Origin of the sequence: Methylobacterium sp. WL64 (genome assembly GCF_008039945.1) — a bacterium.
Classification (GTDB): Bacteria; Pseudomonadota; Alphaproteobacteria; order Rhizobiales; family Beijerinckiaceae; genus Methylobacterium.
In genome coordinates this window covers 33,526-59,576 of sequence record NZ_VRVA01000027.1, presented here as the reverse complement: position 1 = coordinate 59,576, position 26,051 = coordinate 33,526, and the positions used below count along the sequence as shown (strand labels likewise).

The following is a 26,051-nucleotide window of genomic DNA, read 5'->3' as shown; positions in this document are numbered from 1 at the left end:
AGAACCCGATCCCATCTCGAACTCGGCCGTTAAACACGCCAGCGCCCATGGTACTGTGTCTCAAGGCACGGGAGAGTCGGTCGCCGCCAGACCCGCACATCGCAAACACATCCCTCGACACGCACACCACGACGGCCCCGGAGCGCGCCCAGCGGCGCCAGCCAGCCCGGATCAGCCGCACACTCTTGGCGCGGGGTGGAGCAGCCCGGTAGCTCGTCAGGCTCATAACCTGAAGGTCACAGGTTCAAATCCTGTCCCCGCAACCAAACACACACACAACAACGATCACCACGATCCAGCCAGACAGCCGGTCCGCTCACGCGGACCGGCTGTTTCGTGTCTCCCCACTAAATCCCTAACCCATTTCCGATCGTCGCCAGAGTTTCCAGTGCCCGACTTCGCGCGCCTTTCCGGGGAAGGGGAGGGTAGGCGGCGTCCGGGCGATCCCTGAATCAGGCCGATACGATCCTGATCGTTTAGACCTGTGCGCCATCCAGGCGATCGAGGGCGCCCGGTCGGGCGTATCGATGCCGGCCTCGTCTGACTGCCGCCCCGGCTTATCCGCGACAACGTCGCTCCGGGATTGACGGTTAGCGAGCTGCAGGCTCCCTCATCCCATGTTCTGAAAATCACGCGTTCAGGCCCCGGCCCCCAACGACCGCTGTTGTGCGTGCAAATGTCGGTCATCGGGACTGCTCGCGGCAATGCCGCAGGATCGGCCGCGATGCAGGTTGGCCTACATTGCCCGCCTACGTAACCAGCGACCTTAAGTCCTGCTGCGGCGCCTATGCCATGATGCGACAAACTTCATCCCCGGTCGATCGCTGAGCTGTTATTGGCCTCGGGTCGCAGGACCGTTAAGGAGGATTGGGGTACGCTGCATGGCGTGTAGGGGGGAGTTCAATGGACTTTACAGCGAGCGGCACGGCCAACCGTCATCGGGGCTGAAGAGCGCGCTTTGCGCCTGTCCGCTCGCCTGAGTCGATCGAGCTCCACCGGTGCGCGCAATGCGCTGCCGCGGTTGATGCTTGCCGCGGCGATGGCCGTGCCGCTCGGCGCGGTGCTTGCCGAGCCGGCGCACGCCTTCGACCTCTTCGGTCTGTTCGGCTCGGAGCCCGAGCCGCCGGCGCCGAGTGCGACGGCGCTGCCCTATGCGGTCCGCATCACGGGGACGGACGATTCCGACGTCCTTCAGGCACTTCAGGACATCTCGACCCTGTATCGGCTGCGGCAGGACCCGCCGCCGGACGGGGAGGGGCTGCTGCGCCGGGCCGAGGTGGACCTGCCCAAGCTCGCCGACGTGCTGTCCGGGTACGGCTATTATCAGGGCACGGCGGCGATCCGGATCGATTCGGTTCCGGTGGCGGGGCAGGCTGGGGCTGCGGCCGCCGTCGGAGCCGCCGAACGTTGGCGCAACCGCGGCCTCGTGCCGGTGCGGATCGCGATCGATCTCGGGCCACGCTACACGTTGCGCCGGATCACGGTGCGGGATCGTGCGGGCCGACTGTTCCCGGAGGATGTGCTGCCGCCGCGGATCACCCGGGTCGACGACGATGTTCCGGCTCGGTCGGCGACGGTGCTGGCCCGCGAGGCCCGGATCGTCGACCAGTTCCGGGCGCAAGGACACCCCTTCGCGAAGGTGGTGGCGCGCGATCCGGTGGTGGACGACACCGCCCACGTCATGGATGTGACCTTCACGATGGAGCCCGGTCCCGTCGCCGGGCTGGGGCCGGTGACGGTCAATGGGGCGCCTGGGATCGACCCGGCGACGATCCGATCCTTCATCTATGCGGAGCCTGGGGACCCGTATTCGCCCCAGGCCGTGGCCGCGATCCGCCGGTCGCTGACGCGCGTCGAGGCGATCGGCGCGGCGCGGATCCGTGAAGGTACGGCGCTCGACGCCGACGGAAACCTGCCGCTCTTCGCAGAATTGAGCGAACGCGAGCGCAATCTCGTCGGCGTTTCCGCACGGTATTCCACCGTCGATGGCCCCGGCGTGCGCGCCTACTACGCCAACCGCAACCTGTTCGGCGGCGGTGAGACGTTCCGGCTCGATGCCGACATCTACTACCTCGGGTTGGGCAACGACCCGTTCGCGACCCAGCGCAAGATCGCCGGGATCGGCACCAACGGATTGGGCGGGCGCCTGTCGGCGACCTACGTTCAGCCTGCCCTCGGCGGCACGCGCAACGACTTCCTGGCCAACGCTTTCATCACGCGCGAGGTGCAGCAAAGCTACCTGGTGGATGGCGGCGGGGTCTCGGCCGCGATCCGGCACCGGTTCTCGGATACCTTCTCGGCGCAGATCGGGCTGGACGCGCAGGCCGGTCGCTCGAAGGACGCGCTCGGCACGGTCAATTACCGGCTGATCGGCGTACCGGCCTCGGTGACCTACGATTCCACCGACAGCCTGCTCGATCCGACCAAGGGGTTCCGGGCGATCGCGTCGCTGGCCGCCTATCCCGGGGCGATCTCCTCGCCCGGGATCGTCGTCGCGAAGGCGCAGGGCTCGACCTACTATTCGTTGGACGACGAATCCCGCTACATCGTCGCTGGGCGGATCGGCTTCGGCTCGGTTTCGGGTGCGCCGCTCGGGGACATCCCGGACAATTTCCGGTTCTTCGCGGGCGGCGGCGGTTCGGTGCGGGGCTATCCGTACCGGACGCTCGGACCGATCGGTCCGTTCAACCTGCCGATCGGCGGCCGCAGCCTGCTGGAGGCGTCGCTCGAGGCGCGGATCAAGATCACCGACACGATCGGAGTGGTGCCGTTCTTCGATGCGGGCACCGCCTTCGCCTCGGCCGTGCCGGATTTCGATGAGAAGATCCGGAAATCGGTGGGCATCGGGCTGCGTTACTACACCGGCATCGGCCCGATCCGCGCCGATCTCGCCTTCCCGCTCGATCCCTACAAGGGCGGCCATGTCCGCCCGGCCGTTCTGTATCTCAGCCTGGGGCAGGCGTTCTGAATGGCTGGTTTTTTCGGGAGACTGAGCAAGATCGCCATCCGGCCCAACACATCACCGGGCGTGGCGCGGGTCCCCTCTGCCGTGCCGGAAAGGGGAAGCTTCGCAGCCGTTCCGAACCGGTTCTCGTGCGTTGCGCCCCTCGGCGCTGAAAAGGCTATCGCGCTCGCGCTGACCTGCCTTCTCCTCCTCGCCACCCTCTCGCTGACGATCATTACACCGACCCGCGCGGACGACGGCGAGAAGACCGTGCTCGGCGGGTTGCTCTCCCGGGCGCTCTCGACACCGTCCTCGCGCGTGGCGATCGGGGCGGTGGACGGTGCGCTGTCCTCGGACGCCACGATCCGCGACGTGGCGGTGAGCGACCGCGACGGCGTGTGGTTGAAGCTCGACCGGGCCCGGATCGTCTGGCGGCGCCTCGCGCTGCTGTCGGGCCGGCTCGAGGTGGACAGCCTGGAGATCGGGCGGATCGACGTGCTGCGCCGGCCGATCCCCGGCCCGACCCCGCCGGAGGCCAAGCCGGACGGCAAGCTGCTGCCGGACCTGCCCGTGAAGGTCGAGATCAAGGGCTTCAAGCTGGCCGAGCTGGTGCTGGGCGAGCCCGTGGCCGGCCAGCCGGCCCGGCTTTCGGCCGAGGGCAAGGCGCGGCTCGGCGCGGCCAGCGAAGGGCTCGACCTGCAGGCCCGGGCCCAGCGTCTCGACGCGGCCGGACGCTTCCTGCTGTCCCTCGTCTACGTGCCGCAGGGCGACCGTTTGGAGCTGAAGGCCAACCTGGTCGAGCCGGCCGGCGGACTGCTGTCCAAGGCGGCCAACGTTCCCGGCACGCCTCCGATCGACTTCGACCTCGCGGGCACCGGCACGCTGGATGCCTGGAACGCCCATCTCGATTTCACCGCCGGCCCGGATATCGGCGCGAAGGGCGGCGCCAAGATCTCCCGGATCGGCGCCGAGCGGCGGCTCGCCCTGGATCTCGCCGCGCGCATCGAGGGCCTCGTGCCCGGTCCAGCCGCATCGGTCTTCGCCGGCACGACCAAGCTCGACGGCGGCTTCGCCTTCGCGGATAGCGGCGCCTTCCGGATCGACCGGCTGGAGCTGACCTCGCGGACCGCGCGGCTGGCTGCCAGCGGCAGCCTGACCAAAGACCGGATCGCCGACCTGACGCTCCAGGCCCGCGCCCTGCCCACCGAGGGCGCGGTCACCAAGGCCGGCGAGGCCGAGATCAGCACGCTGGTTTTCGACGGCAGCGTGAAGGGGCCGCTCGCCGCGCCGACGGTGCGGGGGACCCTCGAGGCGGCCGGCCTGCGTAGCCGGGATTCCAGCCTTGACCGGATCGAGGCGCGCCTCGGGATCGATCCCCAGGGCGACCCGTCCGCCCAGCATTTTTCCATCACAGCGGACGGCAAGGTCGACGGCCTGCGGTTGGCGGACCCGGCCCTGCGTCGCGCTCTCGGCAGCCGCGCGCAACTGACCCTGCGGGCGGCCTCCGGGCCGGACGGGGTGATCGACGTGTCGAGCCTCCGGATCGAATCCGACACCGCCAAGGCGAGCTACGCCGGACGGGTCGGACAGAACACCCTGACCGGCACCCTCGACGCCGCGCTGCCGGACCTGGCGATGTTCTCCGGCCTCGCCGGGCGCGGGCTCGCCGGGAGCGTCGATGCCAAGGCGCGCCTCAGCGGCGACCCGGCCCGGAAGGCGCTGGCGGCAGACCTGACCGTCACCAGCGCCGGCCTTGCCACCGGCATCGCGGCGGTTGACCGCGCGCTCGGCCGCGCGCCGACGCTGCAAGGGCGGGTGTCGCAATCCTATGACGGCTACGGATTCGATCATCTGCGCCTGGAGGGCTCGGGCCTGACCGCGACCCTGCAGGGCGAGGCGACCTCGGCCAGCGCGGACGTCACCGGGCGGATCGACCTCAAGAGCCTTGCCGACCTCGACGGACGCCTGACCGGGCGCGCCGGTATCGACGCGCGCATGACCGGCTCCCTCGAGCATCCCCAACTCGCCGCGACCGTCACGGCGCCGGCCGCGACCGCGGACGGCAAGCCGATCCGCGACCTGCGGGCCGAAGCCATCCTCTCAGACGCCCTGCTGGCGCCGGACGGTACGCTGACGCTGGCCGGCGACGTCGCCGGCAAGGCGCTGCGCGGCGGCGCCCACGTGGCGAGGACGGGGCCCGACTGGGTGCTCGACCGGCTCGACCTCAACCTCGGCTCGGTGGCCGTCTCGGGCAACGCCATCGTGGCGGCCGAGACCTGGCTGTCGGCCGGTACGCTATCCGTGAAGGCGGCCAATCTCGCCGACATCTCCCCGCTCGCCCCGGAGCCCGTGGCCGGCCAGCTCGATGCCACGGTCACCCTCTCCCGGGACGGCGGCCGCCAAGATGCCGCGATCCGGGCGACCGGTGCCGCGCTGCGCTACGGCGCCTATGGCCTCAATCGCCTCGACGCCGACCTGAGGGGCCGCGACCTGCGCGCCCATCCCGTCCTCGACGGACGCCTGGACGCCGACCGGCTCCTCGCCGCCAGCCAACAGATCGATACGGTCCGGCTCGCCGCGATCGGCAGCCCGACGGGCAGCGACGTGACGCTCACCGCCAAGGCGCGTGGCTTCAACCTCGACGGCGCAGTCCGGGTCGTGCCGGACGACGACACCCGCATCGAGATTCAGCGCCTCTCGGCTGCCCGCGGCGGCGACCGCTTCGCCCTGACCGGACCGGCCTCCGTGACCTTGCGCGACGGTGGCGCGGTGATCGACGGGTTGTCGATCGCGGCGGGCACGGGCCGGGTCACAGTCTCGGGCCGGGCCGGGCGGGATCTCGATCTGAAGGTGGCGATCCGCGCGCTGCCCCTGTCGTTGGCCCGGATCGCCGCGCCCGACCTCGCCCTCTCCGGTACGGTGGACGGCGATGCGGACCTCCACGGCCCCGCGGCGAGCCCGGAGGGTCATTACGCGCTCACCGTCTCCAAGCTTGTGGCACCCCAGACCCGGCAGGCCGGCCTGCCGCCGGTCGATGCCAGCGCCAAGGGTGCCCTATCGGACGGGCAGGCCAGCCTCGACGGCCGGATTACGGCCGGGCGCGGCGTCGCCCTGACGGTGGCGGGCTCGCTGCCCGTGGAGACCGGAGGCCCGCTGAACCTGCGCGCCCGCGGCACCCTGGACGCGTCCCTTGCCAACACGCTGCTGAGCACCGGCGGGCAGAGCGTCACAGGGCGGGTCGCCATCGATGGCGGCGTCACCGGCACCCTGGCGGCGCCCAAGGCCCAGGGTTCGGCGGTGCTGAGCGGCGGCAGTTTCACCGACCCGGTCAACGGCATCCGGCTGACCGCGATCGACGGGCGCGTGACCGGCCGCGGCGACAGCCTCGTGGTCGAGAGCCTGACGGCGTCCGCCCGGAACGGCGGCCGCCTCTCGGTCACAGGGCGGGTCGCCCTAGAGCCGGATTTCCCCGGCCAGTTCCATATCACCGCCGACAAGGCGGAGCTGGTCTCCAGCCCACTGATGAATGCGGTGTCGAGCGTCGATCTCACCCTGGCCGGCCCGCTGGCCCGGACGCCGCGGATCGCCGGCCGGATCGACATCGTGTCGATCGACGTGGCCGTGCCCGATCGGCTGCCCTCAACGGTGAAGCCCCTGCCGGGCGTGCGCCACGTCAACACGCCGCCCGACGTCCGGGCGCGGCTGGCGCTGCGGGCGGACCGCAAGGCGGCCGTCACACCCGGCAAACGGCAGAAGAAACCCGCCGTGCCGTTCGATGCCACCCTCGACGTGCGCATCGAGGCGCCAAGCCGGATCTTCGTGCGCGGGCGCGGCATCGATGCAGAGCTCGGCGGATCGCTCCGAGTCACCGGCACGTCGCGCGCGCCGAACGCAGTCGGTGGCTTCGGCATGCGCCGCGGGGTGTTCCAACTGGTCGGGCAGCGTCTCGATTTCAGCCGCGGCAACCTGACCTTCGCGGGCAGCCTGACCACGCCGGAACTCGATTTCGCCGCCGAGACCAAGGCCGGCGACGTCACCGCCCGGGTTGCGGTGAGCGGCTACGCGGACGCGCCGCAATTCAGCCTGACCTCCGATCCGGTCCTGCCCCAGGACGAGATCCTGTCGCGCCTGCTGTTCAAGAAGGCCGCGGGCGGCCTGTCGCCGTTCCAGGCACTCCAGCTCGCGCAGGCCGTGGCGCAGCTCTCGGGCGGTGCGGCCGGGCCGGACGTGTTCGAGCAGGCCCGCAAGAGCCTCGGACTCGACAGCCTCGACGTCTCCACGGGCGCCAGCGGCGGCCCGGCGCTCGGCGCCTCGCGCTACATTTCGGACCGCGTCTCCGTCGGTGTGAAGGCGGGCGCCAAGCCCGCCGACACCGCAGTTGGCGTCGATTTCGACGTGACGCGCCGGATCAAGCTGAAGGGCGAGGCGGGGAGCGATGGGCGCACCAGTCTGGGTGTCGGTGCGGAATACGAGTGGTAGGAGCGGGGCGTTCCTTGCTCCTCCGCTTGAAGCGACTGGCGTGCCGTCGATGATGGGCGCAATGCCTCACCCGTTTGCGGGCTGACGGATCCACGGATCAAGCTGGGCGATACGTGCGCAGGACCTAGCGAGGCTCCCTTCTCCCGTGCGGAAGAGGCGGCACGTCGCATCCTCTGAAAGCCGATATGGGAACATCGGAGTCCGCAAAGGCAGAGGGGGGTTGCGGACCTCCGGGTTCGCTTCTCCTGCGTGACCGATCGATCAATGACCGGATCACCGTCCACCACATCACGGTGTGCCCTCACCTTCAAAACCCACACCCCTTCAAACACCTCGGGCGAAGATCCGTTGGCCGGGCGCGACAAGTCTGCTTAGGTGTCGAAGTAAGCCGCGCGGTCAGCCGCGGTTCGGGTGGGAAACGCGAAGGGCGATGGACGAGCTTTTCGAGACGGATGACGATCCGGAGGTCCCGGAGGGCGGCTTCCTGCGGATGCTGCCGATCATCAACCGACGCGGCCTCCACGCCCGCGCCTCGGCGAAGTTCGTGCAGACCGTGGAGCGCTTCGACGCTGTGGTGACCGTCACCCGGGCGGGCGAGACCGTTGGCGGGCGGTCGATCATGGGCCTGCTGACGCTGGGCGCCGCCATGGGCACCCGCATCGCCGTTACGGCGGTCGGCCCGGATGCGCAGACCTGCCTCGACGCCATCGAGGCCCTGCTGGCCAACCGGTTTGGCGAGGACGAGTAGGAGGCCCGCTCAGGTCTCCCGGCCGGGCCACGTGCACAGGTCCGAGACCGGGCAGCGCGGGCAGGCGGGCTTGCGGGCCGTGCAGGTGTCGCGCCCGTGCCGGAACAGCCAGACATGGGCGCCGTCCTTGAACCGCTCCGGCACCGCAAGGGCGAGGCCGTCAGCCACCGCGTCCACCGTGCCGCCAGGGGCCAGCGGGATCCGGTTCGAGACCCGGAACACATGGGTGTCTACCGCGACCACCGGTTCGTGGAACGCGAAATTCGCCGTCACCTCGGCGCTCTTGCGGCCGATGCCGGGCAAGCGGCGCATCTCGGCTGCGCTGCGCGGAACCGTGCCGCCGTAGGTCTCGATCAGGGTCGCCGACAGCTTGACGATGTTGCGCGCCTTAGACGGCCCGAGCCCGACCGGCCGGATGATGTCGGTGATCTCCCCCTCGCCCAGTGCCCGCATCTCCGCCGGATCCTTGGCCAGGGCGAACAGCGCGTCGGCGATGCGCGCCACCGTCGGGCCGGTGGATTGGGCCGAGAGCAGCACGGTGACCAGAAGCCGGAACGGATCGGTGTCGTCGAACCCCGCCTTCGGGGCCGGATCGGCCGCGGCGAAGCGCGCCATCACGGCCTCGACCCGCTCAGGTGTTCCGGGGGATGCGGGCGCCGCGGGGCCCTTGGTCCGGCGGGGTTTGGGCCGGAGGCCGTGGAGTGTGTCGCGCGCCATGGGGACCAGCTAGGGTCGCGATGGCCGGACCGACACGCGGCGGATTGACGGCCCCGCTCAGCCCCGCGCCCGGCGCCAGGCCACCGGGCCGGCGCCGAAGTTGAGCATGCCGACCGCGATCGCATCGACACGGCGCAGCAGTGCAAGCCGCAGCACCCCGCTCCGGGCGGTGAGGCGGCCGGCCAACCCGATCCGCGCGGGCTCGGATGGTGCGGTGGCGGCCGGAGCGCGATCGTCGAAGACCGGTACGGAAACGGCCTGGGGCGCCCAGCCAGCGGGCCGTACGCCGAGGAGGCGGTCGGCCGGGATCGTCCGCGTAAGGCGCGCACGTTCCGCAGGCCGAACCGGCGCCGCGACGAGGCCGCCACCGCGGACCGGACGACCGAGAGTTGCCAAGCGGGTGCGGATCGCACGATCCACCACCTCGGCGGCATCGTGCGGCGCGAGGGGGCCAGCCTGCGCGTCCCGGCTCCAGGCCAGGGCGAGGTCGGGATGCGGCCGCTCCGACGCGGGCTCGCGCACCGCCGTCCCGGTGAGGCCACCCTGTATCACGGTGAAGCGTTGCGCCATCGCCTGTCCCGATCCTTCGACCAACCGTCCCAGTCCGGGACGCGGGGGCGCCCCGGAGGCGCCGTTCGGGTCGATGGCTTCAAGGACGGTGCCGCCCGGCGGATCAGCCCCCCGGGATCGCCAGCGGGTTGTCGGTGAGCGCGGCGGCGTCGGGCGCGTCCACCCGCGGCCGGCCCAGGAACGCGTCCCAGAGGCGCTGGACGAAGGCCGGGTCGAGGTCGCGCAGGATCAGCACCAGCCGCGAGGTGTGGTCGGGGTCGGGCCAGGCCGGCAGGGTCAGGGGCGCGTGGAACACGTGCTGGACCCCATGCACCACGATCGGGTGCTCCGGGTCATCGGCCAGCGCCACGATACCCTTGAGCCGGAGCAGCTTCGGGCCGTGGCCGGAGCGCAGCAGGTCCATAAACATCTCGAAGGCCGGGCGCGGCACCGGCGCGGCGCTGGTCAGGCACACGGCCTGGATCGCCGCATCGTGGCGGTTCACGTCGGCCTGGTGCGGAAGTTCCAGGGCCGCGTCGCCGAGCCAGGCGCGAACGTCGGCGCCCTTGCCGTCGAGGCCGAACAGCCCGCCGAGCAAGTCCTCGGCCGGCGCGTCCGGGGGCAGGATCGGGGCTGCCGGGTTGAGGGCGGCGAGCCGCGCGCGGATCCCGGCGGTGTCGCCGGCGAGGTCCGCCTTGGTCAGGACGATGCGGTCCGCCACCGCGGCCTGCCGGACGGCCTCCGGGTGGGTGTCGAGGGAGGCGGCACCAGTCGCCGAATCCACCACCGTCACCACCGCCTGCAGGCGGTACCGCAGCACCAGGTACGGGTGATAGATCAGCGCGTGCAGGATCGGCGCCGGGTCGGCCAGCCCGGTGGTCTCGATCACAACCCGGCGGAACGGCGTGATCCGGCCGTTGTCGCGCTTGCGCAGCAGGTCCTCGAGGGTGGCGATCAGGTCGCCCCGCACCGTGCAGCACAGGCAGCCGGCGCCGAGCAGGACCATGTCCTCGTCGATGGACTCAATCAGCAGATGGTCGAGCCCGATCTCGCCGAACTCGTTGACGATCACCACCGTGTCGGCGAGTGCCGGATCGCGCAGCAGCCGGTTCAGCAGCGTGGTCTTGCCGGCTCCCAGGAAGCCGGTGAGCACGGTGAGTGGGATGGGCTCCGGGCGGCGAGGATCCGAGACGGGCGAGGCAGTCGATGACATGGCCGCCGAGATGGGGTTTTTCGGGTCCGGAGGCAACGCGTCGGCGTGCGATGCCGGGCTGCCGCTACTCCTCGGCGGCGGCCTTCTTGCCCTGAGGCTTCTTCACCTCGGCCTTCCGGGCCTCGGGCTTGGCCGACGACCGCTGGGCTGCGGGCTTGGCGGGGGACTTGGCGGCGGGCTTCGAGAGGCCCTTGCCGGGCTTGGCCTCCGGCATGCCCGGTGTCTCGACGGACGTGTAGGCGCTGGCGTTGCGCGGCAGGCCGTGGGCCGGCTTCGCGGCGACCTTCGAGGCCGGCTTGGCCGCGGCCTTGGCGGCGCTCGCCGCCTTGGCCTGCTCCAGCCGGGTCTCGCGGGCCTGCTTGGCGGCCTGCAGCGCGGCCTCGCGCTTGGCCTTGGCGGCTTCCAGCTTGGCGGCGCGCGTGTTGGCGGCTGCGGATTTCTGGGCGTTCTCCTGGGCCTCCAGGATCTGCTGGCCCTCCGCCGGGTTGCGGCCGACCCAGACCGCGATCGGCTGGAGCGGTGCCCGCGGCGGCAGCGTCCGGGCGCGCAAGGCCGGGCTGGAGAAGGCCGCCATGGCGAGGGCGGGGGAATTGGCTGCGGAACCGCCGATGAGCTGCGCCGCCGAGCCCGGAGCGCTGACCGCGCCGGCGCCGTCGTCGATCGCGGGGGGCTTCTTGCCGCCGCAGACGTAGGGGCGGATGTCCGGCGGCGCGCCGAGCGCGGAGGCCGGCAAGGCATCGAGGGTCGGGCTGGTCCAGCCGGCGCTCTGGGTGAAGGCGTAGTCGAACAGGTCGGCAGCCTTCACGTCGCGCTCGCGGGGGCTCGGCTGGCCCATCACGATGGTGATGACCCGGCGGCCGTTGCGCGAGGCGGTCGCCACCACGTTGAAGCCGCCCGAGCAGATGAAGCCGGTCTTCATGCCGTCGGCGCCGGGATAGCGGCCGAGCAAGCCGTTGTGGTTCGCCATGACGGCGCGGCCGAACTGGATCGCCGAGATCGAGAACAAGTCGTGGGAATCCGGGAAGTCGCGGATCAGCGCCCGGGCCAACACCGCCATGTCGCGGGCCGAGGTCCACTGGCGCGGGTCGGGCAGGCCGTTGGGATTGGTCCAGCGGCTGTCGCGCATGCCGATCCGCTGCGCGGTCTCGTTCATCTGGTCGGCGAAGCCTTCGACCGAGCCGCCGAGCGTCTCGCCGATGGCGTAGGCCACGTCGTTGGCCGACTTGACCATGATGATCTTGAGGGCGTTGTCGAGGGTCAGCTGCGTGCCCGGCTTGAAGCCCATCTTAGAGGGCGGCTCGGAGGCCGCCGCCGCCGAGATCGTGACCATCGAGTCGAGTGAGACCTTGCCCTGCCGCACCAGATCCAGGGCGACGTAGGTGGTCATCAGCTTGGTGATCGAGGCCGGGTACCAGGGATCGGTCGGCGCCTGGGCGTAGATCACTTTGCCGGAATCGACATCGACCACGAGGATCGGGGCGGTGACCGCGTTGGCGGCCTGGATCCCGATCAGACTCGTGCCGAGAAGACCAGTCAACGCCGCGAGTCCGACGGTTACGCGCCGGAGGAGAGAAGAGGACATTCGAGCCCGACTCGTCAGAGGATCGCCAGGGTCGGCGCCGAGGCACCGGACGTCCGGCCGGCAGGCCGGGATTCTCGCGGCTCGGACCGCTGGAGGCGATCGTCGTGCTGCATCACGGCATGAACGTCGCTACCGTGGCAAGAGCAAGGCGAGACGCGACCGCGGGTCTGCGTGGCCCGGCGGCCAGTGGTCCGCGGGCCGTCCGCCGCTTATGTGCGGGATGGCGGTGAGGCGAGAAGAGTTCGGGAACAGCGGTGGCTTACGCGGTCAAGGAAATCTTCCACACCCTGCAGGGGGAGGGCGCCCAGGCGGGACGCGCCGCGGTGTTCTGCCGATTCGCCGGCTGCAATCTGTGGTCGGGTCGGGAGGCGGATCGCGCAGCCGCGGCCTGCCGGTTCTGCGACACCGACTTCGTCGGGTTGGACGGGGAGGGCGGCGGACGCTTCGCCGACGCGGCGGCGCTGGCCGGCGCCATCGCGCGGACCTGGTCCGGGGGGCCGGAGAGCCGCTACGTCGTGTTCACCGGCGGCGAGCCGCTGCTCCAGCTCGACACGCCCCTGATCGAGGCCGTGCACGCCGAAGGTTTCGAGATCGCCATCGAGACCAACGGCACGCTGCCCGCCCCCCCGGGCATCGACTGGATCTGCGTCAGCCCCAAGGGTGCCAATCTTCTGGCGCAAAAGACCGGGCACGAATTGAAGCTCGTCTATCCCCAGGCCGACGCCGACCCGGCGGATTTCGTCGGCCTCGCCTTCCGGCATCGCTTCCTGCAGCCGATGGACGGCCCGGAGCAGCGCGCCAGCACCCAGGCCGCCATCGCGTATTGCCGTCAGGACGCCCGCTGGCGCCTGTCCTTGCAGACGCACAAAATCATCGGGATACCGTAGGGAGGCCGGACGCGCCGTTCGCCACGCCGACCGTCGGGCCTGCCTTGGCTGAACAGGGCCATGATCTCCCTTCCCGAGCCGATACCAAGAGGAGTGGCGCTGTGGCCGACGCCCCATGCGGCGCGATCCGGGCTGCGCTCAACGCATCACCCCTCCGAGGGGCCGCACCAGCCGGGCAGGTAGCCGGCGTCCTTGGACTTGGCCAGCGCCATCGCCTTCTCCAGCGCCTCGGAGAAGTCGGCCTCGATGCGCTTCTCCTTGATGTTGCGGCGTAAAAAGTCCGCCCACAGGAACTCACTGAACGGCGTCGTGTCCTTGGCGAAGCCGCCCGCCCGGCGCAGCTCGCCTGCGAGGCTGCGGAACGGATCGTCGACGAGGTCCCCGATCGCCTTCGGGATGGCCTTGAAATCCTGGCGGACACCCGCGGCGTCGTAGGGGTAGACCCAGGATTTGTGGTCGCAGACCGTCCAGAACGCATCCTTCTCCAGGTGATGCAGGTCGGCCAGCACAGTGACCAGCACGCTCTCGACGCCCTCTTCCTGCAGGGCCCGGGAGAGATGGTGGTGGTCCACCACGTAGTGGCGCTTCTTCGGGCCGAGCACGGTCGGAATCATGTGCGCCCCGAGGAACGCCTTCTTCTTGTCGCCGTCGTAGCTGCGCCAGCGCCGCCGCTTCTCCTCGACCTCCCGGTAGCCCACCGTCATCTGCGTCGGGCGCAAATCGGCGATCGGGATCGGCTTCAGAAGCGGCTCGCGGACGGGCATGACCTGGGCTTTCTGCGTTGTTCTGTCGCGCAGATCACACAGACGGTCGTGCAGCGGAAGTGCGACGCGGCCGGATCACGCTCACGATTTGCCGAGCGGTCCGGCGCGCACGGCGTCCAGCACGAACACCCTGATCGCCGAGGACAGGTTCTGGCCGCCGCGCCCGGCATCGATCGTCCCGACGAGCGCCTGGACCGACTGGCCGCGCGCCTCCGCAACCTCCCGCAACGCCGCCCAGAACGGATCCTCCAGGGATACGCTGGTGCGGTGCCCGGCTATCACCACGGAGCGCTTGCTGATGCCGGCGCTCACGCCGGGTCGGTCACGAACGAGGCAGTCATGCGGTCGCGTCCGGATCCGGCTCCGCGCGCTCGAGCCGGTGGCCCTCGTGGCGGTCGGTCTCGAGGGCCTTGCGCCGCTGCTGCAGGGTCTTGGCCTTCTTCGGCCGCCCGAAGGCGATCCGGTTCTCCTCGGCCTTGGCATCCTCAGCCGCGCGGGCCTTGGCTTTGCGGACCTGGCGCAGGTTGATGATCTCGGCCACGGACCGCCTCCCAGTTCTTGGTCGGGGGCAGGGGCCCCAAGTCACCGGGGCTCCGTCCCGGACCCCACGAGGTCCCGGACCTTGTGGGGTCCGGGATGTGTCAGCGACTCAATCGGCGCTGGGGGCCAGCATCGTCTCCGGCCGAACGACGCGCTCGAACTCCGCCTCGGTGACGTAGCCGAGACGCAACGCCTCCTCCTTGAGGGTGGTGCCGTTCTTGTGCGCGGTCTTGGCGATCTCGGCGGCCTTGTCGTAGCCGATCGACGGGGCGAGGGCGGTCACCAGCATGAGCGAGCGGCTCATCAGGTCGGCGATCTTGTCCTCGTTGGCCTTGATGCCGACCACGCAATTGTCGGTGAAGCTCACCGCGGCGTCGGCCAGCAACCGGATCGATTGCAGCACCGCGTTGGCGATCACCGGCTTGAACACGTTCAGCTCGAAATTGCCCTGCGAGCCGGCGAAGCTCACCGTGGTGGCGTTGCCGACGACCTGGCAGCAGACCATGGTCAGCGCCTCGCACTGCGTGGGGTTGACCTTGCCGGGCATGATCGAGGAGCCGGGCTCGTTCTCGGGCAGCGACAGCTCGCCGAGGCCGGAGCGCGGGCCGGAGCCGAGCAGGCGGATGTCCTGGGCGATCTTGAACAAGCCGGCAGCCAGCGCCGCCAGCGCGCCCTGCGTAAACACCAGCGCGTCGTGGGTCGCCAGCGCCTCGAACTTGTTGTCGGCGCTGGTGAATTCCAAGCCGGTCAGCGCCGCGACCTGAGCGGCGAATTTCTCTGCGAAGTCGGGATGCGCGTTGAGGCCGGTTCCGACCGCGGTGCCGCCCTGGGCGAGCGCCAGCACGCCGGGCAACGTCGCGGCGACGCGCGAGCCGCCGAGCGCCACCTGGGCGGCGTAGCCCGAGAATTCCTGGCCGAGGGAAACCGGGGTCGCGTCCTGCAGGTGGGTCCGGCCGATCTTCACGATCGATGCGAACGCCTGCGCCTTGGCGTCGAGCGCCGTGTGCAGGTGCGTGAGCGCCGGCATCAGCCGACCACTGATCTCCCGGGCCACGGCGATGTGCATGGCGGTCGGGAAGGTGTCGTTCGAGGATTGGCCGCGGTTGACATGATCGTTCGGGTGGATCGGCGTCTTGCCGCCGCGCTGGCCCCCCAGGGCCTCGTTGGCGAGGCTTGCGATGACCTCGTTGGCGTTCATGTTGGACTGGGTGCCCGAGCCGGTCTGCCAGACCACGAGCGGGAATTCCGCGTCGTATCGGCCGGCCACCACCTCGGCGGCGGCCGCCGCAATGGCGTCGGCGAGCTTCGGCTCCAGGGCGCCGAGGTCCTTGTTCACCAGCGCGGCGGCCTGCTTCACAAGGCCCAGGGCGTGGACCAGCGGGGCCGGCATGCGCTCGGTCCCGATCTTGAAGTTCTGGATCGAGCGCTGCGTCTGCGCGCCCCAGTACCGGTGGGCCGGGACCTCGATCGGCCCGAAGGTGTCGGACTCGGTGCGGGTGGCGGTTCCGGTCTCGGTGGGCGACATCGTGGCCTCTACGTTTGGTGCAGTGCGGTGCCTACTTAAATGAGGCACGGATGAATCGCGATGCCGGTTTTCCCCGGCGCCGGACAAGAGTGGGGCTCTGTTCCCGCCGGATAAGGAGCCGATGAGCGCGACGATCGACCGAACCGACCGCGATCTGGCGGAGGGCGCGTCCGCCCGGTTCCGCCCGCCCGTGCCGCGCCCGCTGCGCGAGCCGCTGGGCCTGTTCGACTTCCTCCGGGCCGCCCGCAAGAACCCGATCACGACTTGGATGGAGGTGCACTTCAAGGAGCCGATCGTGGCCGCCGATGGCGCCATGGGCCGGATCACCGTGGTGAGCGACCCGGCTTTGATTCGCTACCTGCTGGTCGAGAATGTCGAGGGTTACCGCAAGGACGATCTGCAGCGCCGGGTGCTGGCGCCGGGCCTGGGCAACGGGCTTCTGAGCGCCGAGGGCGACGAGTGGCGGCTCCAGCGCCGGACGCTTGCCCCAATCTTCAACGCCCGCACGGTGCAAGGCTTCTCCGACGCGATGAACGCGGCCGGGGCCAAACTGGGGCGCCGCCTCGCCCGCCGGGGCGGCAAGCCCGTCGACGTGGCGCTGGAGATGACCCGCGTCACCCTCGACGTGCTGGAGCGGACGATCTTCACGCAAGGCCTGCCGGGCGATCCGGACGCGCTGGGGCGCGCCATCACCCGGTTCCTCGAGGCGGTCGGGCCGATCGATCCGCTGGACGTGTTCGGCGTGCCCGACTTCGTGCCGCGCATCGGCCGCCTGCGGGCACGGCCGGCCGGGCGCTTCTTCGCCGAGGTGGTCGACGAGCTCATCGCCCGGCGCAAGGTGCTGATGGGGAAGGACGAGGCCCCCCGCGACCTGCTTACCCTCCTGCTCGCCGCGCAGGATCCCGAGACCGGCAACGGCCTTTCGGACCTCGCCGTGAAGGCCAACATTGTCACCTTCATCGCGGCCGGCCACGAGACCACGGCCAATTCGCTGACCTGGGCAGTCTACTGCCTGTCGCAGGATCCCGCCGCGCAGGCTCGGGTGGAGGCCGAGGTCGACGCGGCGGGCGCGGACGATTTCGCCGTGGAGCAGCTGCCCTACACGCGGGCGGTGATCGAAGAGGCGATGCGCCTGTTCCCGCCGGTGCCGTTCCTCAGCCGGCAGGCAACCCGGGACGACCGGCTCGGCCGGATCAAGATTCCGCGCGGCTCGCTCGTGATGGTGGCGCCCTGGGTACTCCACCGCCATCAGACGCTGTGGCAGAATCCGGAGGCGTTCATCCCGGAGCGCTTCCTACCCGAGAACCGCGACGCGATCCCGCGCTTTGCCTACTTGCCCTTCGGGGCCGGCCCGCGGGTCTGCATCGGCCAGAGCTTCTCCATCCAGGAAGCCGTGATCGTGCTGGCCCACGTGGTCCGGGCTGTGCGCTTCCACCTGCCGGCAGACCACCCGCCGGTCAGCCCACTTCACCGGGTGACGCTGCGGCCTGAGCACGGCCTGCGGATGGAGGCCGAGCTGCGGCGTTGAATGGGTTGCCGGGGTACCGGCCGGTTCATATCTTCTGGGCCGGGCGGAGGGAGCCCCCCGATGTCTAACACCGCAGCGCTCGCTACGCTGGACTACGCCGGGCAGGTCGCCCGCGTCCTGCGGTCCAAAGCCAAGACGGAGAAGTTCGTAGCGGAGCAGTCGAAACTTCAGGCCGAGACCCTGAAGGTCGGTCGGGGTCGCATGCTTACCCCGCTTTCGATCGGCTTCGCCGGCATGGCCGCGTTCTTCGGGCCGGTGCCGCCTTCGTCAAACTGTTCGGATGTGACGACTGCCTGGTAAGGAGACGGACTGGCTGGAGTGCTTCGCCATATCGGACTGATTTTTGGGCGTATGCTTCAATCGCTCCAGCGTGCCTCAAGCCGGCGTGTGTTGCGATCATAGATGCGCGCAGCCACGAAGAGCCCCCCAAGACCAAGCGTCGACATGGCGACGGCGATCGTTAGGATTTGAAAGGCGTAGCTCTGGGGCATCCTGCTACGCGTCTGGGCGCAGGAACAACCGGATCGCGATCCGCCAGATCAAATGTCGGATGGGAGACGCGAGCAGGAAAGCTTAGCCGCTATTGACGAAGACATCTGCGGGATGCTGAACCAGCGGACTGATGAACGTCGTTCCGACCGTGAGGAGCGCCGTATTGTCGAAGACGGTCGCGACGAGCTTCACGCCCTCATCGAAGCGTTTCGCACGATTCTTGCGCTCCGCCGCCGACAAGAGGGGCTCCGCAAAAATCTCGTCCACCGGTGAATCCCCGAGCCCTCGATTCGGCCCGGTGAGTTCAGCTCTTCTTCCGGAACGCGTCCAGGCTCACGACCTCGGCGCTGCCCTCTTCACCGTCCTTCTTGGCGGCGGGGCGGGGGGCCTTCTCGTCGGGCTTGTCGCCTTGCGCGGCGGGGGCCGGCAGGCCCTTCGGGGCGGCCGAACCGATCGTGGCGAGCCCGGACCCCTTGGGCCGGACCTCGGTCGGCTCGGAGCCGGCCCCGCGCGGGCCGGTCTTGGCCTGGGTGGCGTTGGCCTCTTCGGGCGCCTCGCCGGCCTCGCTGAGATCGAACTTCAGGCCGAACTGCACGGAGGGGTCGAAGAAGCCCGACAAGGCGTCGAACGGCACCAGCAGCCGCTCCGGCACGCCCGAGAAGGACAGGCCGACCTCGAACGTGTGCTCATGGACGCTGAGGTCCCAGAATTGGTGCTGCAGGACGATGGTCATGTCCTGCGGGTATTTCTCGCGCAGGGCCTGCGACATCCGCACGCCGGGCGCCTCAGTCCGGAACGAGACGTAGAAGTGATGGTCGCCCATCAGCCCGTCCCGGGCGGCATCGGTCAGCACCTTGCGGACGACGCCGCGGAGGGCGTCCTGCACCAGGAGATCGTAGCGAATCAGGTCGTCTGCCATCTGCGGTCGCGCTCTAGCCCGGTCTGCGCCCGGCGCCCCGCCGCGGATGGCCGGACCGAGGAAATGAGTGACGACTTCTGGTGCCGGGCGCCTTCATGCCCCGCCTTCACGATGCGAACCGCGAGGACTTGAGACCGATCTTGGAAACCGCTTACGCGGCCACCGCCACCGAAGCAAAAGTGTCATTGGCGACTCTTGCAAAGGCCCGATAACGGCGGAACCATACCGAACGAAAGATCAACCTTTACGCCTTCGTCGAACCTGCTTCGCCCCCGCCTGAGACCAGTCCAACTCCGTCGGCCTTGCGGCCATCGGTCCTGGGCTCAGGTGGAGGCGCCGGGTACCGCCCCCGGGTCCGATCGGTTTATTGCGAAGATCGTTTATCGCCATAGCCGGCCTCGCGACCGGCTCCCAAGATATAGAGGGGATCGGTCCGGTTTTGAAGCCCGATCGTGTCGCGCCACTGTCTCAGGGCGAACCTCTTGACCAGGCTGTTGCCGGAAGTGCGCAGTTGAGCCGTCCCGCGCCCATGCTCGACCGGATCTGGGGGGTGATCTGGCGGCTCGCACTGCTGGTCGGCCTCGTGATCGTCTATCTCGGCGCCGCGAGCCTGCTCTCCCTGGTGACCGTCCGGGTCGGGTTCGACCTGTGGGCGGGGATCGATCCGTTCCTGCCGACCGAGCGCCGACCGTTCCTCGGCGCCGTGGAACTCGCCCACCGCGCGTTCGCGGTCGATGCCCTGCGCCAAATCTACCTCGCCGCCCTGGTTCTAGGCGGCGCCTGGTGGCGCGACCCCGCCGGCTGGCGCCGACGCCTCGCCCTCGACCGCGAGCGCCCGAATGGGATGCGGCCGGTCGCGCTGCTGGCGCTCCTCCTGGTCTGGCCGGTGCTGCACATCGCCTGGGTCACAGGCACCGCCGAATTATTCGGCGCGAGCTTCGGCCAGCGGGTGCGACTGTCGCCGTTCATGAGCCAGAGCGCGGTCGCGGCCTGGTTGCTCTATCTCGCGGTGCTGGCGCCCGTTGCCGAGGAGCTGCTGCTGCGCGGGGAGGCCTTCGCCCGCGCCCGGGACGCCCTGGGGCCTTTGGGGGCGGTGCTGATCACGGCCGTGATCTTCGCGGCGGCCCATGTCTCGTCCTGGGGGCTCGCCCGGCCGGTCTCGCTGCTGCCGCTCGCGCTGGTGCTCGGCTGGCTGCGCTGGCGCACCGGCCGGCTCTGGCCGGGCATCGCGCTCCACGGCTGGTCGAACCTCGCTTTGGTGACCTACGTGCTTTGGCCGACCTGAGCGCGTGACAAGGGCGGACCGGGTCCGGCGATGACGGTGGATAGGCGGGCCGCGCGCTTGCCGGCGGCGCCGCACACGCGCAGGAATACGGGATGGACGCCTATCACAACCTGTTGCGGCGCATCCTCGACGAGGGCGTGGCCAAGGACGACCGCACCGGCACCGGGACGATCTCGGTGTTCGGCCACCAGATGCGCTTCGATCTGTCCGCAGGCTTCCCGCTGGTCACCACGAAGCGGCTGCACCTGCGCTCGATCATCCACGAGTTGCTCTGGTTTCTGACCGGCGACACCAACGTGGCCGCCCTGCGGGCCAACGGCGTGACCATATGGGACGAGTGGGCCGACGAGCACGGCGACCTCGGCCCGGTCTACGGCCGGCAATGGCGCTCCTGGGCCAAGCCCGACGGCGGCAGCGTCGACCAGATCGCCTGGGTGCTTGAGGAGATCCGACGCAATCCCGATTCCCGCCGCCTGATCGTCTCGGCTTGGAACCCTGCCGACCTCGACCGGATGGCCTTGGCCCCCTGCCACTGCCTGTTCCAGTTCTACGTGAGCGACGGTCGCCTCTCCTGCCAGCTCTACCAGCGCTCGGCCGACGCCTTCCTGGGCGTGCCGTTCAACATCGCCAGCTACGCGCTCCTGACCCACATGATCGCCCAGGTGACCGGACTCGGGGTCGGCGACTTCGTCCACACCTTCGGCGACGCGCATCTCTACCGGAACCACATGGAGCAGACCCGGATCCTGCTGGACCGGGCGCCACGCCCACTGCCGCAGGTGCGGCTCAACCCGGAGGTCCGCGACCTGTTCGCCTTCCGGTACGAAGACATCGCCATCGAGAACTACGACCCGCACCCGGCCATCTCGGCCCCGGTGGCGGTATGAGCACGACCATCTCGCTGGTCGCCGCGATCGCCCGCAACGGCGTGATCGGCCGCGACAACGGGCTCGCCTGGCAGCTGTCCAGCGACCTGAAGCGGTTCAAGGCCCTGACCATGGGCAAGCCGATGCTGATGGGCCGACGGACCTGGGCCTCGATCGGCCGTCCGCTTCCGGGCCGCCGCACCCTGGTGCTCACCAGGGATCGCAGCTTCCGCGCCGAGGGCGCCGAGGTGGTCCACGATTGGGATGCCGCCGCGGAGGCCGCGGCTGCGCCGGAGCTCATGGTCGTGGGCGGGGCGGAGATCTACGCTCTGGCCCTGCCCCACGCCGACACGCTCCACCTGACGGAGGTCGAGGCCGAGCCGGAGGGCGACGTGCGCTTCCCCGCCTTCGATCGCACCGCGTTCCGCGAGACGTTTCGCGAGGCGCACCTGGCCGGCCCGCGCGACGAGCACGCCTTCGCGTACGTCGATTGGGCGCGTATCCGCTGAGGCGCGCCGCCGCGGTTGTGTTCCGGCCTGTGCGTGCCCACCTGCCAGCCTTGACAGCATGGGGCGCACACCCGCAGGTGCCTGTCGGGCGTGCGATCTCATGGGGCTCCGGGCCTCGTGAGAAGAGCCGCCCGCGCAGGCGTTTAGCCAACAAACCGACCTACCCGTCCCACGAACGGGCCGGTGGGCGGGATGAGGTGGGCGAGCGTGGCCGTTCAGGCAGGGAGACGCGGTCCGGGGAGCACGCTCAGTGTGCGGACCGGGTGCGGGCAGGCAGGAGACGACGGCTAGGATGCTTTGGAGCAATCAGAGCGGCGGTGGCGGCGGCGGCCCGTGGGGTCGGCCTGGCGGCAACGGCGGCGGCCCGTGGGGTAACGGCGGCGGCGGCAAGACCCCGCCCAACCTTGAGGACCTGCTCCGGCGCGGGCAGGACCGCCTGCGCGGCCTGATCCCGGGCGGCGGCAACAGCAACAACGGCTATGGCGGCGGAGGCCCGAGCGGCATCGGCGGCGGCCGCAGCGCCGTGGTGATCGCGGGGCTCGCGGTTGCGGTCTGGCTCGCCACCGGCTTCTACACCGTCTACCCGCGCCAGGTCGGCATCGAGACGATCTTCGGCCGCTACGTCGGCACCAAGGGCGAGGGCCTGCGCTACAATTTCCCCTATCCGATCGGCGGCGTGGTCAAGCCGGATGTCGGTTCGCAGAACTCGATCCAGATCGGTTTCCGCGCCGGGCCCGGCAGCCAGGGCCGCAACCGCGACGTGCCGGACGAGAGCCTGATCCTCACCGGCGACGAGAACATCGTCGATCTCGACTTCGAGGTGCAGTGGCGGATCAACCCGCTCAAGGCCTCCGACTTCGTGTTCAACCTTCAGAATCCCGAGGGTACTATCAAGGCGATCTCCGAGAGCGCGATGCGTGAGGTGATCGGCCGCCGCAACATCCAGGCGATCCTGACCAACGAGCAGTCGAGCATCGCCCAGGAGGTGAAGGAGATGGTCCAGAAGGCGCTGGACGAGTACGGCGCCGGGGTGCGGATCGAAGTGGTGCAGCTCGTCTCGGTGAACCCGCCGCCGGAAGTCCGGCCGGCCTTCATCGACGTGAACGCCGCCCAGCAGGACGCCGACACGGCACAAAACGAAGCCAAGACCTACGCCAGCCGCGAAGTGCCGCAGGCAAGGGGCCGGGCGTCGCAGATCTTCCAGCAGGCCGAGGCCTACCGGACGAAGGCGACGGCCGACGCAACCGGCCAGGCCGCGCGCTTCAGCGAGGTTTACGCCTCCTACAAGGCCGCCCCGGCCATCAGCCGCGAGCGGCTCTTCCTGGAGACGATGGAGAAGGTCCTGGGCTCCGTGAACAAGGTGATCATCGACCAGAACGGCGCACAGCCGGGCTCGGGCGCCGCGGCAGGCGTCCTGCCGGTGCTGCCCCTCACCGAGTTCGGGGCCCGCGCCCAGTCCCCGGCCACCACGGGAGCCGCCCGATGAAACAGGCTCTCCGCACCGGCCTGATCGCCATCGCGGCGATCGTCGCGATCGGGCTCTATGCCTCGATCTTCACCGTCGGCCAGATGCAGCAGGCCCTCGTCCTGCAATTCGGCCGCGTCCGCGCGGTGCTCAACGCCACCGGCGAGGAAAAGCCCGGCCTCTACTTCAAAGTGCCGTTCGTCGAGAACGTCGTGATCTTCGACAAGCGCGTGCTCGACCTCGACCTGCCGGTGCAGACGGTGCTCACCGCCGACCGGCAGAACCTCGAGGTGGACGCCTTCGCGCGCTACCGCATCCTGGATCCGCTGCGCTTCTACCAGGCGGTGGGCAATATAGGGCTCGCCAACCAGCGGCTCGCCAGCTTCACCAATTCCGGCCTGCGCAACGTGCTCGCTCGCTCGACCCGCGACGCCATCGTCAAGACCGAGCGCGGCCAGCTGATGCACCAGATCCAGGAGGACGTGAATCGGCAGGCCAAGGCGCTGGGCATCGAGATCGTCGACCTGCGCATGACCCGGGTGGACCTGCCCGCGCAGAACTCGGCTGCCGTCTACAAGCGGATGAAGACCGAGCGTGAGCGCGAGGCCGCCGACATCCGCGCCAACGGCGACCAGAGCGCCGCCACGATCCGCGCCAAGGCCGACCGCGAGGTCACCGTGATCCTCGCCGAAGCGACGCAAAAGTCCGAGCAACTGCGCGGCCAGGGCGACGCCGACAAGAACCGGATCCTCGCAGAGGCATTCGGCAAGGACCCGGACTTCTTCAGCTTCTACCGCTCGATGCAGGCTTACGAGACTGGTCTGAAGGGCTCCGACACGCGGCTGGTGATCAGCCCCAGCTCGGACTTCTTCCGCTACTTCAGCGACCCGCAGGGCCGGGCGACGGCTTCGGCGCCGCGCACGCCGCGCGGGCCCACGGACCCGACCGCTTCGACGGGCGCGACGCGCTGACCGCTGGCGCCCCGGCGCCAGCAGACTACGATGCAAGAAAATACGCGGGCGGCCGATTCCGGTCGGCGGCCCGCGAAACCGGAAACGCGTTCTTGAAGAGGTCGACTATGCACCCCGTCGTGAGCGCCCCCCGGGCGTCCTTCGGCCGCGCGCAGGCGCAGCCCCGTTCCCGCACCCGCTCGTTCATGGCGGCGATCCTGGTCGGCGCCTCGTTCGCGACGGCGTCCCTTCCGGTCACGGCCTTCGCCAAGGGCCCGGCCTCGCTGGCCGACCTTGCCGATCAGGTCACCGACGCGGTGGTCAACATCTCCGCCTCTACCACGGTCGATGCGCGCAGCAGCCGCACCATGCCGCAGCTGCCGCCGGGCACGCCCTTCGAGGACCTGTTCGAGGAGTTCTTCAACCGCCGCGGCGGCAAGGGCGGTGACAAGGGTGGCGAGCGGGGCGACAACGACTCGCCGCGCCAGCAGCGCAAGTCGAACTCCCTCGGCTCCGGCTTCATCATCGACACGTCCGGCATCGTGGTGACCAACAATCACGTCATCGGCGACGCCAACGACATCCAGGTGATCCTGCACGACGGCACCAAGCTGAAGGCCGAGATCATCGGCAAGGACTCGAAGATCGACCTGGCGGTGCTGCGCGTGAAGCCCACTGCCGAGCGCCCGCTGAAGGCAGTCCCGTTCGGCAAGTCCGACACGATGCGCCCGGGCGACTGGGTAATCGCCATCGGCAACCCGTTCGGCCTCGGCGGCTCGGTCTCGGCCGGCATCGTCTCGGCGCGCGGCCGGAACATCGAGTCCGGTCCCTACGACAACTACATTCAGACCGACGCGGCCATCAACAAGGGCAATTCCGGCGGCCCGCTGTTCAACATGGACGGCGAGGTGATCGGCATCAACACGGCGATCCTGTCGCCCACCGGCGGCTCGGTGGGTATTGGCTTCGCGGTACCGTCGGATACGGCCAAGCCCGTGATCGACCAGTTGCGCGACTTCGGCGAGGTCCGCCGCGGCTGGCTCGGCGTTCGCATCCAGAATGTCGACGACGCCACCGCGGAGGCGCTCAACCTGAAGGGCGGCGCGCGTGGCGCCCTGGTGGCCGGCGTCGACGAGAAGGGTCCGGCCAAGACCGCCGGAATCGACGTCGGCGACGTCATCCTGAAGTTCAACGGCGCCCCGGTGAAGGCGTCGGCCGACCTGCCCCGGATCGTCGCGTCGACGCCCGTGGGGCAAAAGGTCGACGTGGTCGTGGTCCGCAAGGGCGAGGAGCTGACCAAGCCGGTCACGCTCGGCCGGCTCGAGGACACCGACAAGCCGCAGCTCGCCAACCTGCGCCAGCCTGAAGCCGAGAGCACGACCCGTCAGGCTCTGGGGCTGAACCTCTCCGGTATCACCGATGAGTTGCGCAAGAAGTACTCCATCAAGGACACCGTGAAGGGCGTGGTCGTCACGCGCGTCGATCCGAACTCGACGGCCGCCGACAAGCGTATCCAGCCCGGCGAAGTCATCGTCGAGGTCGGCCAGGAGGCGGTCAGCACGCCCGCCGAGGTGTCCAAGCGGGTCGACGCCTTGAAGAAAGACGGCCGCAAGTCCGTCCTGCTGTTGGTTGCGAGCGCCACCGGCGATGTGCGCTTCGTGGCGATCGGGCTCGAGTAAGCCGGATCTGACCGAGAGAGCTTGGAGGCCGTCGCTCCGGAAGGATGCGGCGGCCTTCATTTTTGCGGCTAGGCTCAATGGCTCATGGAGACCCACTCCGCGGCGCTTTCCCGCTCGGTCCCAGGTCGCGTTAGCCTGCGCACTGCGCGAGAAGCGAAGGGGCCACTCGAGTAGGCCAAGGGCTTGGCGGATGCGCGGGTCGATGAAAAGCTCATCACCAAAAGCGACATCCGCGACGTTCAGGCCGGCATCGAGGCTCTCAGCCTCAAGATAAAGTCAGACATCGGTACGACCGAAGGCGCAATCACTTCCGCAAAGAGCGAGATGGTGCGCCGGATTTTGGGTTAGACAGGCCTTCAGGGCCAAGCCCGGCCGTGTGCCATCGTCATGCTCGACGGCATCCGCATTCA

General features: G+C 69.7%; 23 protein-coding genes, 1 tRNA gene, 1 rRNA gene and 1 other RNA gene. 15 read left to right on the top strand and 11 right to left on the bottom strand.

All coding sequences use genetic code 11. The features are described from left to right. The 5 genes from rrf to FV242_RS14375 form a co-directional block, all read left to right on the top strand. Positions 1–92, top strand: a 5S ribosomal RNA gene (gene rrf / locus FV242_RS14395); the annotation flags it as partial. Positions 93–189: 97 nt separating this feature from the next. Next, a tRNA-Met gene (locus FV242_RS14390) sits at positions 190–266 on the top strand. Positions 267–1,024: 758 nt separating this feature from the next. Next, positions 1,025–2,968, top strand: a complete 1,944-nt coding sequence (locus tag FV242_RS14385) for an autotransporter assembly complex family protein (protein WP_147939389.1) — start codon at positions 1,025–1,027, stop codon at positions 2,966–2,968. Next, entirely contained in the window at positions 2,969–7,423 is a 4,455-nt protein-coding gene (locus tag FV242_RS14380; protein WP_246692706.1) for a translocation/assembly module TamB domain-containing protein, read from the top strand. A 430-nt stretch (positions 7,424–7,853) separates the two neighbouring features. Beyond that, positions 7,854–8,171 carry an HPr family phosphocarrier protein gene (locus FV242_RS14375; protein ID WP_147907485.1) on the top strand — a complete coding sequence of 106 codons (318 nt, stop codon included), beginning with the start codon at positions 7,854–7,856 and terminating at the stop codon, positions 8,169–8,171. Between the two features lie 9 nt (positions 8,172–8,180). Here the strand turns inward: FV242_RS14375 and nth are convergent, their stop codons facing one another. The 4 genes from nth to FV242_RS14355 all read right to left on the bottom strand — a co-directional run bounded on the left by nth (position 8,181) and on the right by FV242_RS14355 (position 12,232). Then, the gene (gene nth / locus FV242_RS14370) at positions 8,181–8,786 is read right to left on the bottom strand and encodes an endonuclease III (protein ID WP_246692705.1); all 606 of its coding nucleotides are present in this window, start codon (positions 8,784–8,786) and stop codon (positions 8,181–8,183) included. A gap of 159 nt (positions 8,787–8,945) precedes the next feature. After that, positions 8,946–9,458 (bottom strand): hypothetical protein, encoded by a 513-nt coding sequence (locus tag FV242_RS14365; RefSeq protein ID WP_147939387.1) that lies wholly within the window; start codon positions 9,456–9,458, stop codon positions 8,946–8,948. Between the two features lie 103 nt (positions 9,459–9,561). After that, positions 9,562–10,650, bottom strand: a complete 1,089-nt coding sequence (locus FV242_RS14360) for a GTP-binding protein (RefSeq protein ID WP_147939386.1) — start codon at positions 10,648–10,650, stop codon at positions 9,562–9,564. A gap of 64 nt (positions 10,651–10,714) precedes the next feature. Next, the gene (locus FV242_RS14355; RefSeq protein ID WP_147907481.1) at positions 10,715–12,232 is read right to left on the bottom strand and encodes a D-alanyl-D-alanine carboxypeptidase family protein; all 1,518 of its coding nucleotides are present in this window, start codon (positions 12,230–12,232) and stop codon (positions 10,715–10,717) included. 254 nt (positions 12,233–12,486) lie between these two features. Here FV242_RS14355 and queE point away from each other — a divergent pair, with 254 nt between their 5' ends. Beyond that, positions 12,487–13,119 carry a 7-carboxy-7-deazaguanine synthase gene (queE, locus tag FV242_RS14350; protein WP_147907480.1) on the top strand — a complete coding sequence of 211 codons (633 nt, stop codon included), beginning with the start codon at positions 12,487–12,489 and terminating at the stop codon, positions 13,117–13,119. A 146-nt stretch (positions 13,120–13,265) separates the two neighbouring features. Here the strand turns inward: queE and FV242_RS14345 are convergent, their stop codons facing one another. From FV242_RS14345 to fumC, 4 genes are all read right to left on the bottom strand, one after another. Next, entirely contained in the window at positions 13,266–13,883 is a 618-nt protein-coding gene (locus FV242_RS14345; RefSeq protein ID WP_147939385.1) for a ParB-like protein, read from the bottom strand. A gap of 81 nt (positions 13,884–13,964) precedes the next feature. After that, on the bottom strand, positions 13,965–14,195 hold the full coding sequence (locus FV242_RS14340; protein ID WP_147939384.1) for a ribbon-helix-helix domain-containing protein: 231 nt from the start codon (positions 14,193–14,195) through the stop codon (positions 13,965–13,967). 25 nt (positions 14,196–14,220) lie between these two features. After that, complete coding sequence (locus tag FV242_RS14335; protein WP_147939383.1) at positions 14,221–14,424, bottom strand: DUF4169 family protein; 204 nt, start codon at positions 14,422–14,424, stop codon at positions 14,221–14,223. 108 nt (positions 14,425–14,532) lie between these two features. Next, complete coding sequence (fumC, locus tag FV242_RS14330; RefSeq protein ID WP_147939382.1) at positions 14,533–15,948, bottom strand: class II fumarate hydratase; 1,416 nt, start codon at positions 15,946–15,948, stop codon at positions 14,533–14,535. A 121-nt stretch (positions 15,949–16,069) separates the two neighbouring features. On the opposite strand from fumC, the gene FV242_RS14325 reads away from it, so the two are divergent. Beyond that, entirely contained in the window at positions 16,070–17,476 is a 1,407-nt protein-coding gene (locus FV242_RS14325; RefSeq protein WP_147939381.1) for a cytochrome P450, read from the top strand. A 60-nt stretch (positions 17,477–17,536) separates the two neighbouring features. Then, entirely contained in the window at positions 17,537–17,776 is a 240-nt protein-coding gene (locus FV242_RS14320) for a hypothetical protein (protein ID WP_246692704.1), read from the top strand. A 273-nt stretch (positions 17,777–18,049) separates the two neighbouring features. Here FV242_RS14320 and FV242_RS14315 read toward each other — a convergent pair whose 3' ends face one another. The 3 genes from FV242_RS14315 to ssrA all read right to left on the bottom strand — a co-directional run bounded on the left by FV242_RS14315 (position 18,050) and on the right by ssrA (position 19,335). Beyond that, complete coding sequence (locus FV242_RS14315; RefSeq protein ID WP_147939380.1) at positions 18,050–18,235, bottom strand: hypothetical protein; 186 nt, start codon at positions 18,233–18,235, stop codon at positions 18,050–18,052. A 37-nt stretch (positions 18,236–18,272) separates the two neighbouring features. Further along, the gene (locus FV242_RS14310; protein ID WP_147907472.1) at positions 18,273–18,887 is read right to left on the bottom strand and encodes an SspB family protein; all 615 of its coding nucleotides are present in this window, start codon (positions 18,885–18,887) and stop codon (positions 18,273–18,275) included. A 66-nt stretch (positions 18,888–18,953) separates the two neighbouring features. After that, positions 18,954–19,335: a transfer-messenger RNA gene (gene ssrA / locus FV242_RS14305) on the bottom strand. Here ssrA and FV242_RS14300 point away from each other — a divergent pair. The 7 genes from FV242_RS14300 to FV242_RS34540 all read left to right on the top strand — a co-directional run bounded on the left by FV242_RS14300 (position 19,327) and on the right by FV242_RS34540 (position 25,989). Further along, positions 19,327–20,172 (top strand): CPBP family intramembrane glutamic endopeptidase, encoded by an 846-nt coding sequence (locus FV242_RS14300; protein ID WP_187278422.1) that lies wholly within the window; start codon positions 19,327–19,329, stop codon positions 20,170–20,172. The two genes, ssrA and FV242_RS14300, sit on opposite strands and share 9 nt — an antisense overlap. A 92-nt stretch (positions 20,173–20,264) precedes the next feature. Further along, complete coding sequence (locus FV242_RS14295; RefSeq protein WP_147907471.1) at positions 20,265–21,059, top strand: thymidylate synthase; 795 nt, start codon at positions 20,265–20,267, stop codon at positions 21,057–21,059. Continuing rightward, complete coding sequence (locus FV242_RS14290) at positions 21,056–21,547, top strand: dihydrofolate reductase (RefSeq protein WP_147939379.1); 492 nt, start codon at positions 21,056–21,058, stop codon at positions 21,545–21,547. Before FV242_RS14295 ends, FV242_RS14290 begins: the two co-directional genes overlap by 4 nt. Before the next feature lie 292 nt (positions 21,548–21,839). After that, complete coding sequence (gene hflK / locus FV242_RS14285; protein WP_147907469.1) at positions 21,840–23,033, top strand: FtsH protease activity modulator HflK; 1,194 nt, start codon at positions 21,840–21,842, stop codon at positions 23,031–23,033. Further along, positions 23,030–23,983 (top strand): protease modulator HflC, encoded by a 954-nt coding sequence (hflC, locus tag FV242_RS14280; RefSeq protein ID WP_147857461.1) that lies wholly within the window; start codon positions 23,030–23,032, stop codon positions 23,981–23,983. The genes hflK and hflC overlap by 4 nt, the downstream gene beginning before the upstream one ends. A 107-nt stretch (positions 23,984–24,090) precedes the next feature. Beyond that, positions 24,091–25,641, top strand: a complete 1,551-nt coding sequence (locus FV242_RS14275; RefSeq protein ID WP_187193716.1) for a Do family serine endopeptidase — start codon at positions 24,091–24,093, stop codon at positions 25,639–25,641. 183 nt (positions 25,642–25,824) lie between these two features. Further along, the gene (locus FV242_RS34540; protein ID WP_187193659.1) at positions 25,825–25,989 is read left to right on the top strand and encodes a hypothetical protein; all 165 of its coding nucleotides are present in this window, start codon (positions 25,825–25,827) and stop codon (positions 25,987–25,989) included. Positions 25,990–26,051 lie beyond the last annotated feature (62 nt).

Excerpts from the sequence above, each read along its gene's own strand:
- FV242_RS14320 (WP_246692704.1), top strand. The coding sequence starts at position 17,537 with ATGTCTAACACCGCAGCGCTCGCTACGCTGGACTACGCCGGGCAGGTC.
- FV242_RS14355 (WP_147907481.1), bottom strand. The coding sequence starts at position 12,232 with ATGTCCTCTTCTCTCCTCCGGCGCGTAACCGTCGGACTCGCGGCGTTG.
- fumC (WP_147939382.1), bottom strand. The coding sequence starts at position 15,948 with ATGTCGCCCACCGAGACCGGAACCGCCACCCGCACCGAGTCCGACACC.
- FV242_RS14275 (WP_187193716.1), top strand. The coding sequence starts at position 24,091 with ATGCACCCCGTCGTGAGCGCCCCCCGGGCGTCCTTCGGCCGCGCGCAG.
- FV242_RS14295 (WP_147907471.1), top strand. The coding sequence starts at position 20,265 with ATGGACGCCTATCACAACCTGTTGCGGCGCATCCTCGACGAGGGCGTG.
- FV242_RS14380 (WP_246692706.1), top strand. The coding sequence starts at position 2,969 with ATGGCTGGTTTTTTCGGGAGACTGAGCAAGATCGCCATCCGGCCCAAC.
- FV242_RS14365 (WP_147939387.1), bottom strand. The coding sequence starts at position 9,458 with ATGGCGCAACGCTTCACCGTGATACAGGGTGGCCTCACCGGGACGGCG.
- FV242_RS14345 (WP_147939385.1), bottom strand. The coding sequence starts at position 13,883 with ATGCCCGTCCGCGAGCCGCTTCTGAAGCCGATCCCGATCGCCGATTTG.
- hflK (WP_147907469.1), top strand. The coding sequence starts at position 21,840 with ATGCTTTGGAGCAATCAGAGCGGCGGTGGCGGCGGCGGCCCGTGGGGT.
- FV242_RS14385 (WP_147939389.1), top strand. The coding sequence starts at position 1,025 with ATGCTTGCCGCGGCGATGGCCGTGCCGCTCGGCGCGGTGCTTGCCGAG.
- FV242_RS14375 (WP_147907485.1), top strand. The coding sequence starts at position 7,854 with ATGGACGAGCTTTTCGAGACGGATGACGATCCGGAGGTCCCGGAGGGC.
- FV242_RS14360 (WP_147939386.1), bottom strand. The coding sequence starts at position 10,650 with ATGTCATCGACTGCCTCGCCCGTCTCGGATCCTCGCCGCCCGGAGCCC.
- FV242_RS14325 (WP_147939381.1), top strand. The coding sequence starts at position 16,070 with ATGAGCGCGACGATCGACCGAACCGACCGCGATCTGGCGGAGGGCGCG.
- FV242_RS14290 (WP_147939379.1), top strand. The coding sequence starts at position 21,056 with ATGAGCACGACCATCTCGCTGGTCGCCGCGATCGCCCGCAACGGCGTG.
- hflC (WP_147857461.1), top strand. The coding sequence starts at position 23,030 with ATGAAACAGGCTCTCCGCACCGGCCTGATCGCCATCGCGGCGATCGTC.
- FV242_RS14310 (WP_147907472.1), bottom strand. The coding sequence starts at position 18,887 with ATGGCAGACGACCTGATTCGCTACGATCTCCTGGTGCAGGACGCCCTC.
- nth (WP_246692705.1), bottom strand. The coding sequence starts at position 8,786 with ATGGCGCGCTTCGCCGCGGCCGATCCGGCCCCGAAGGCGGGGTTCGAC.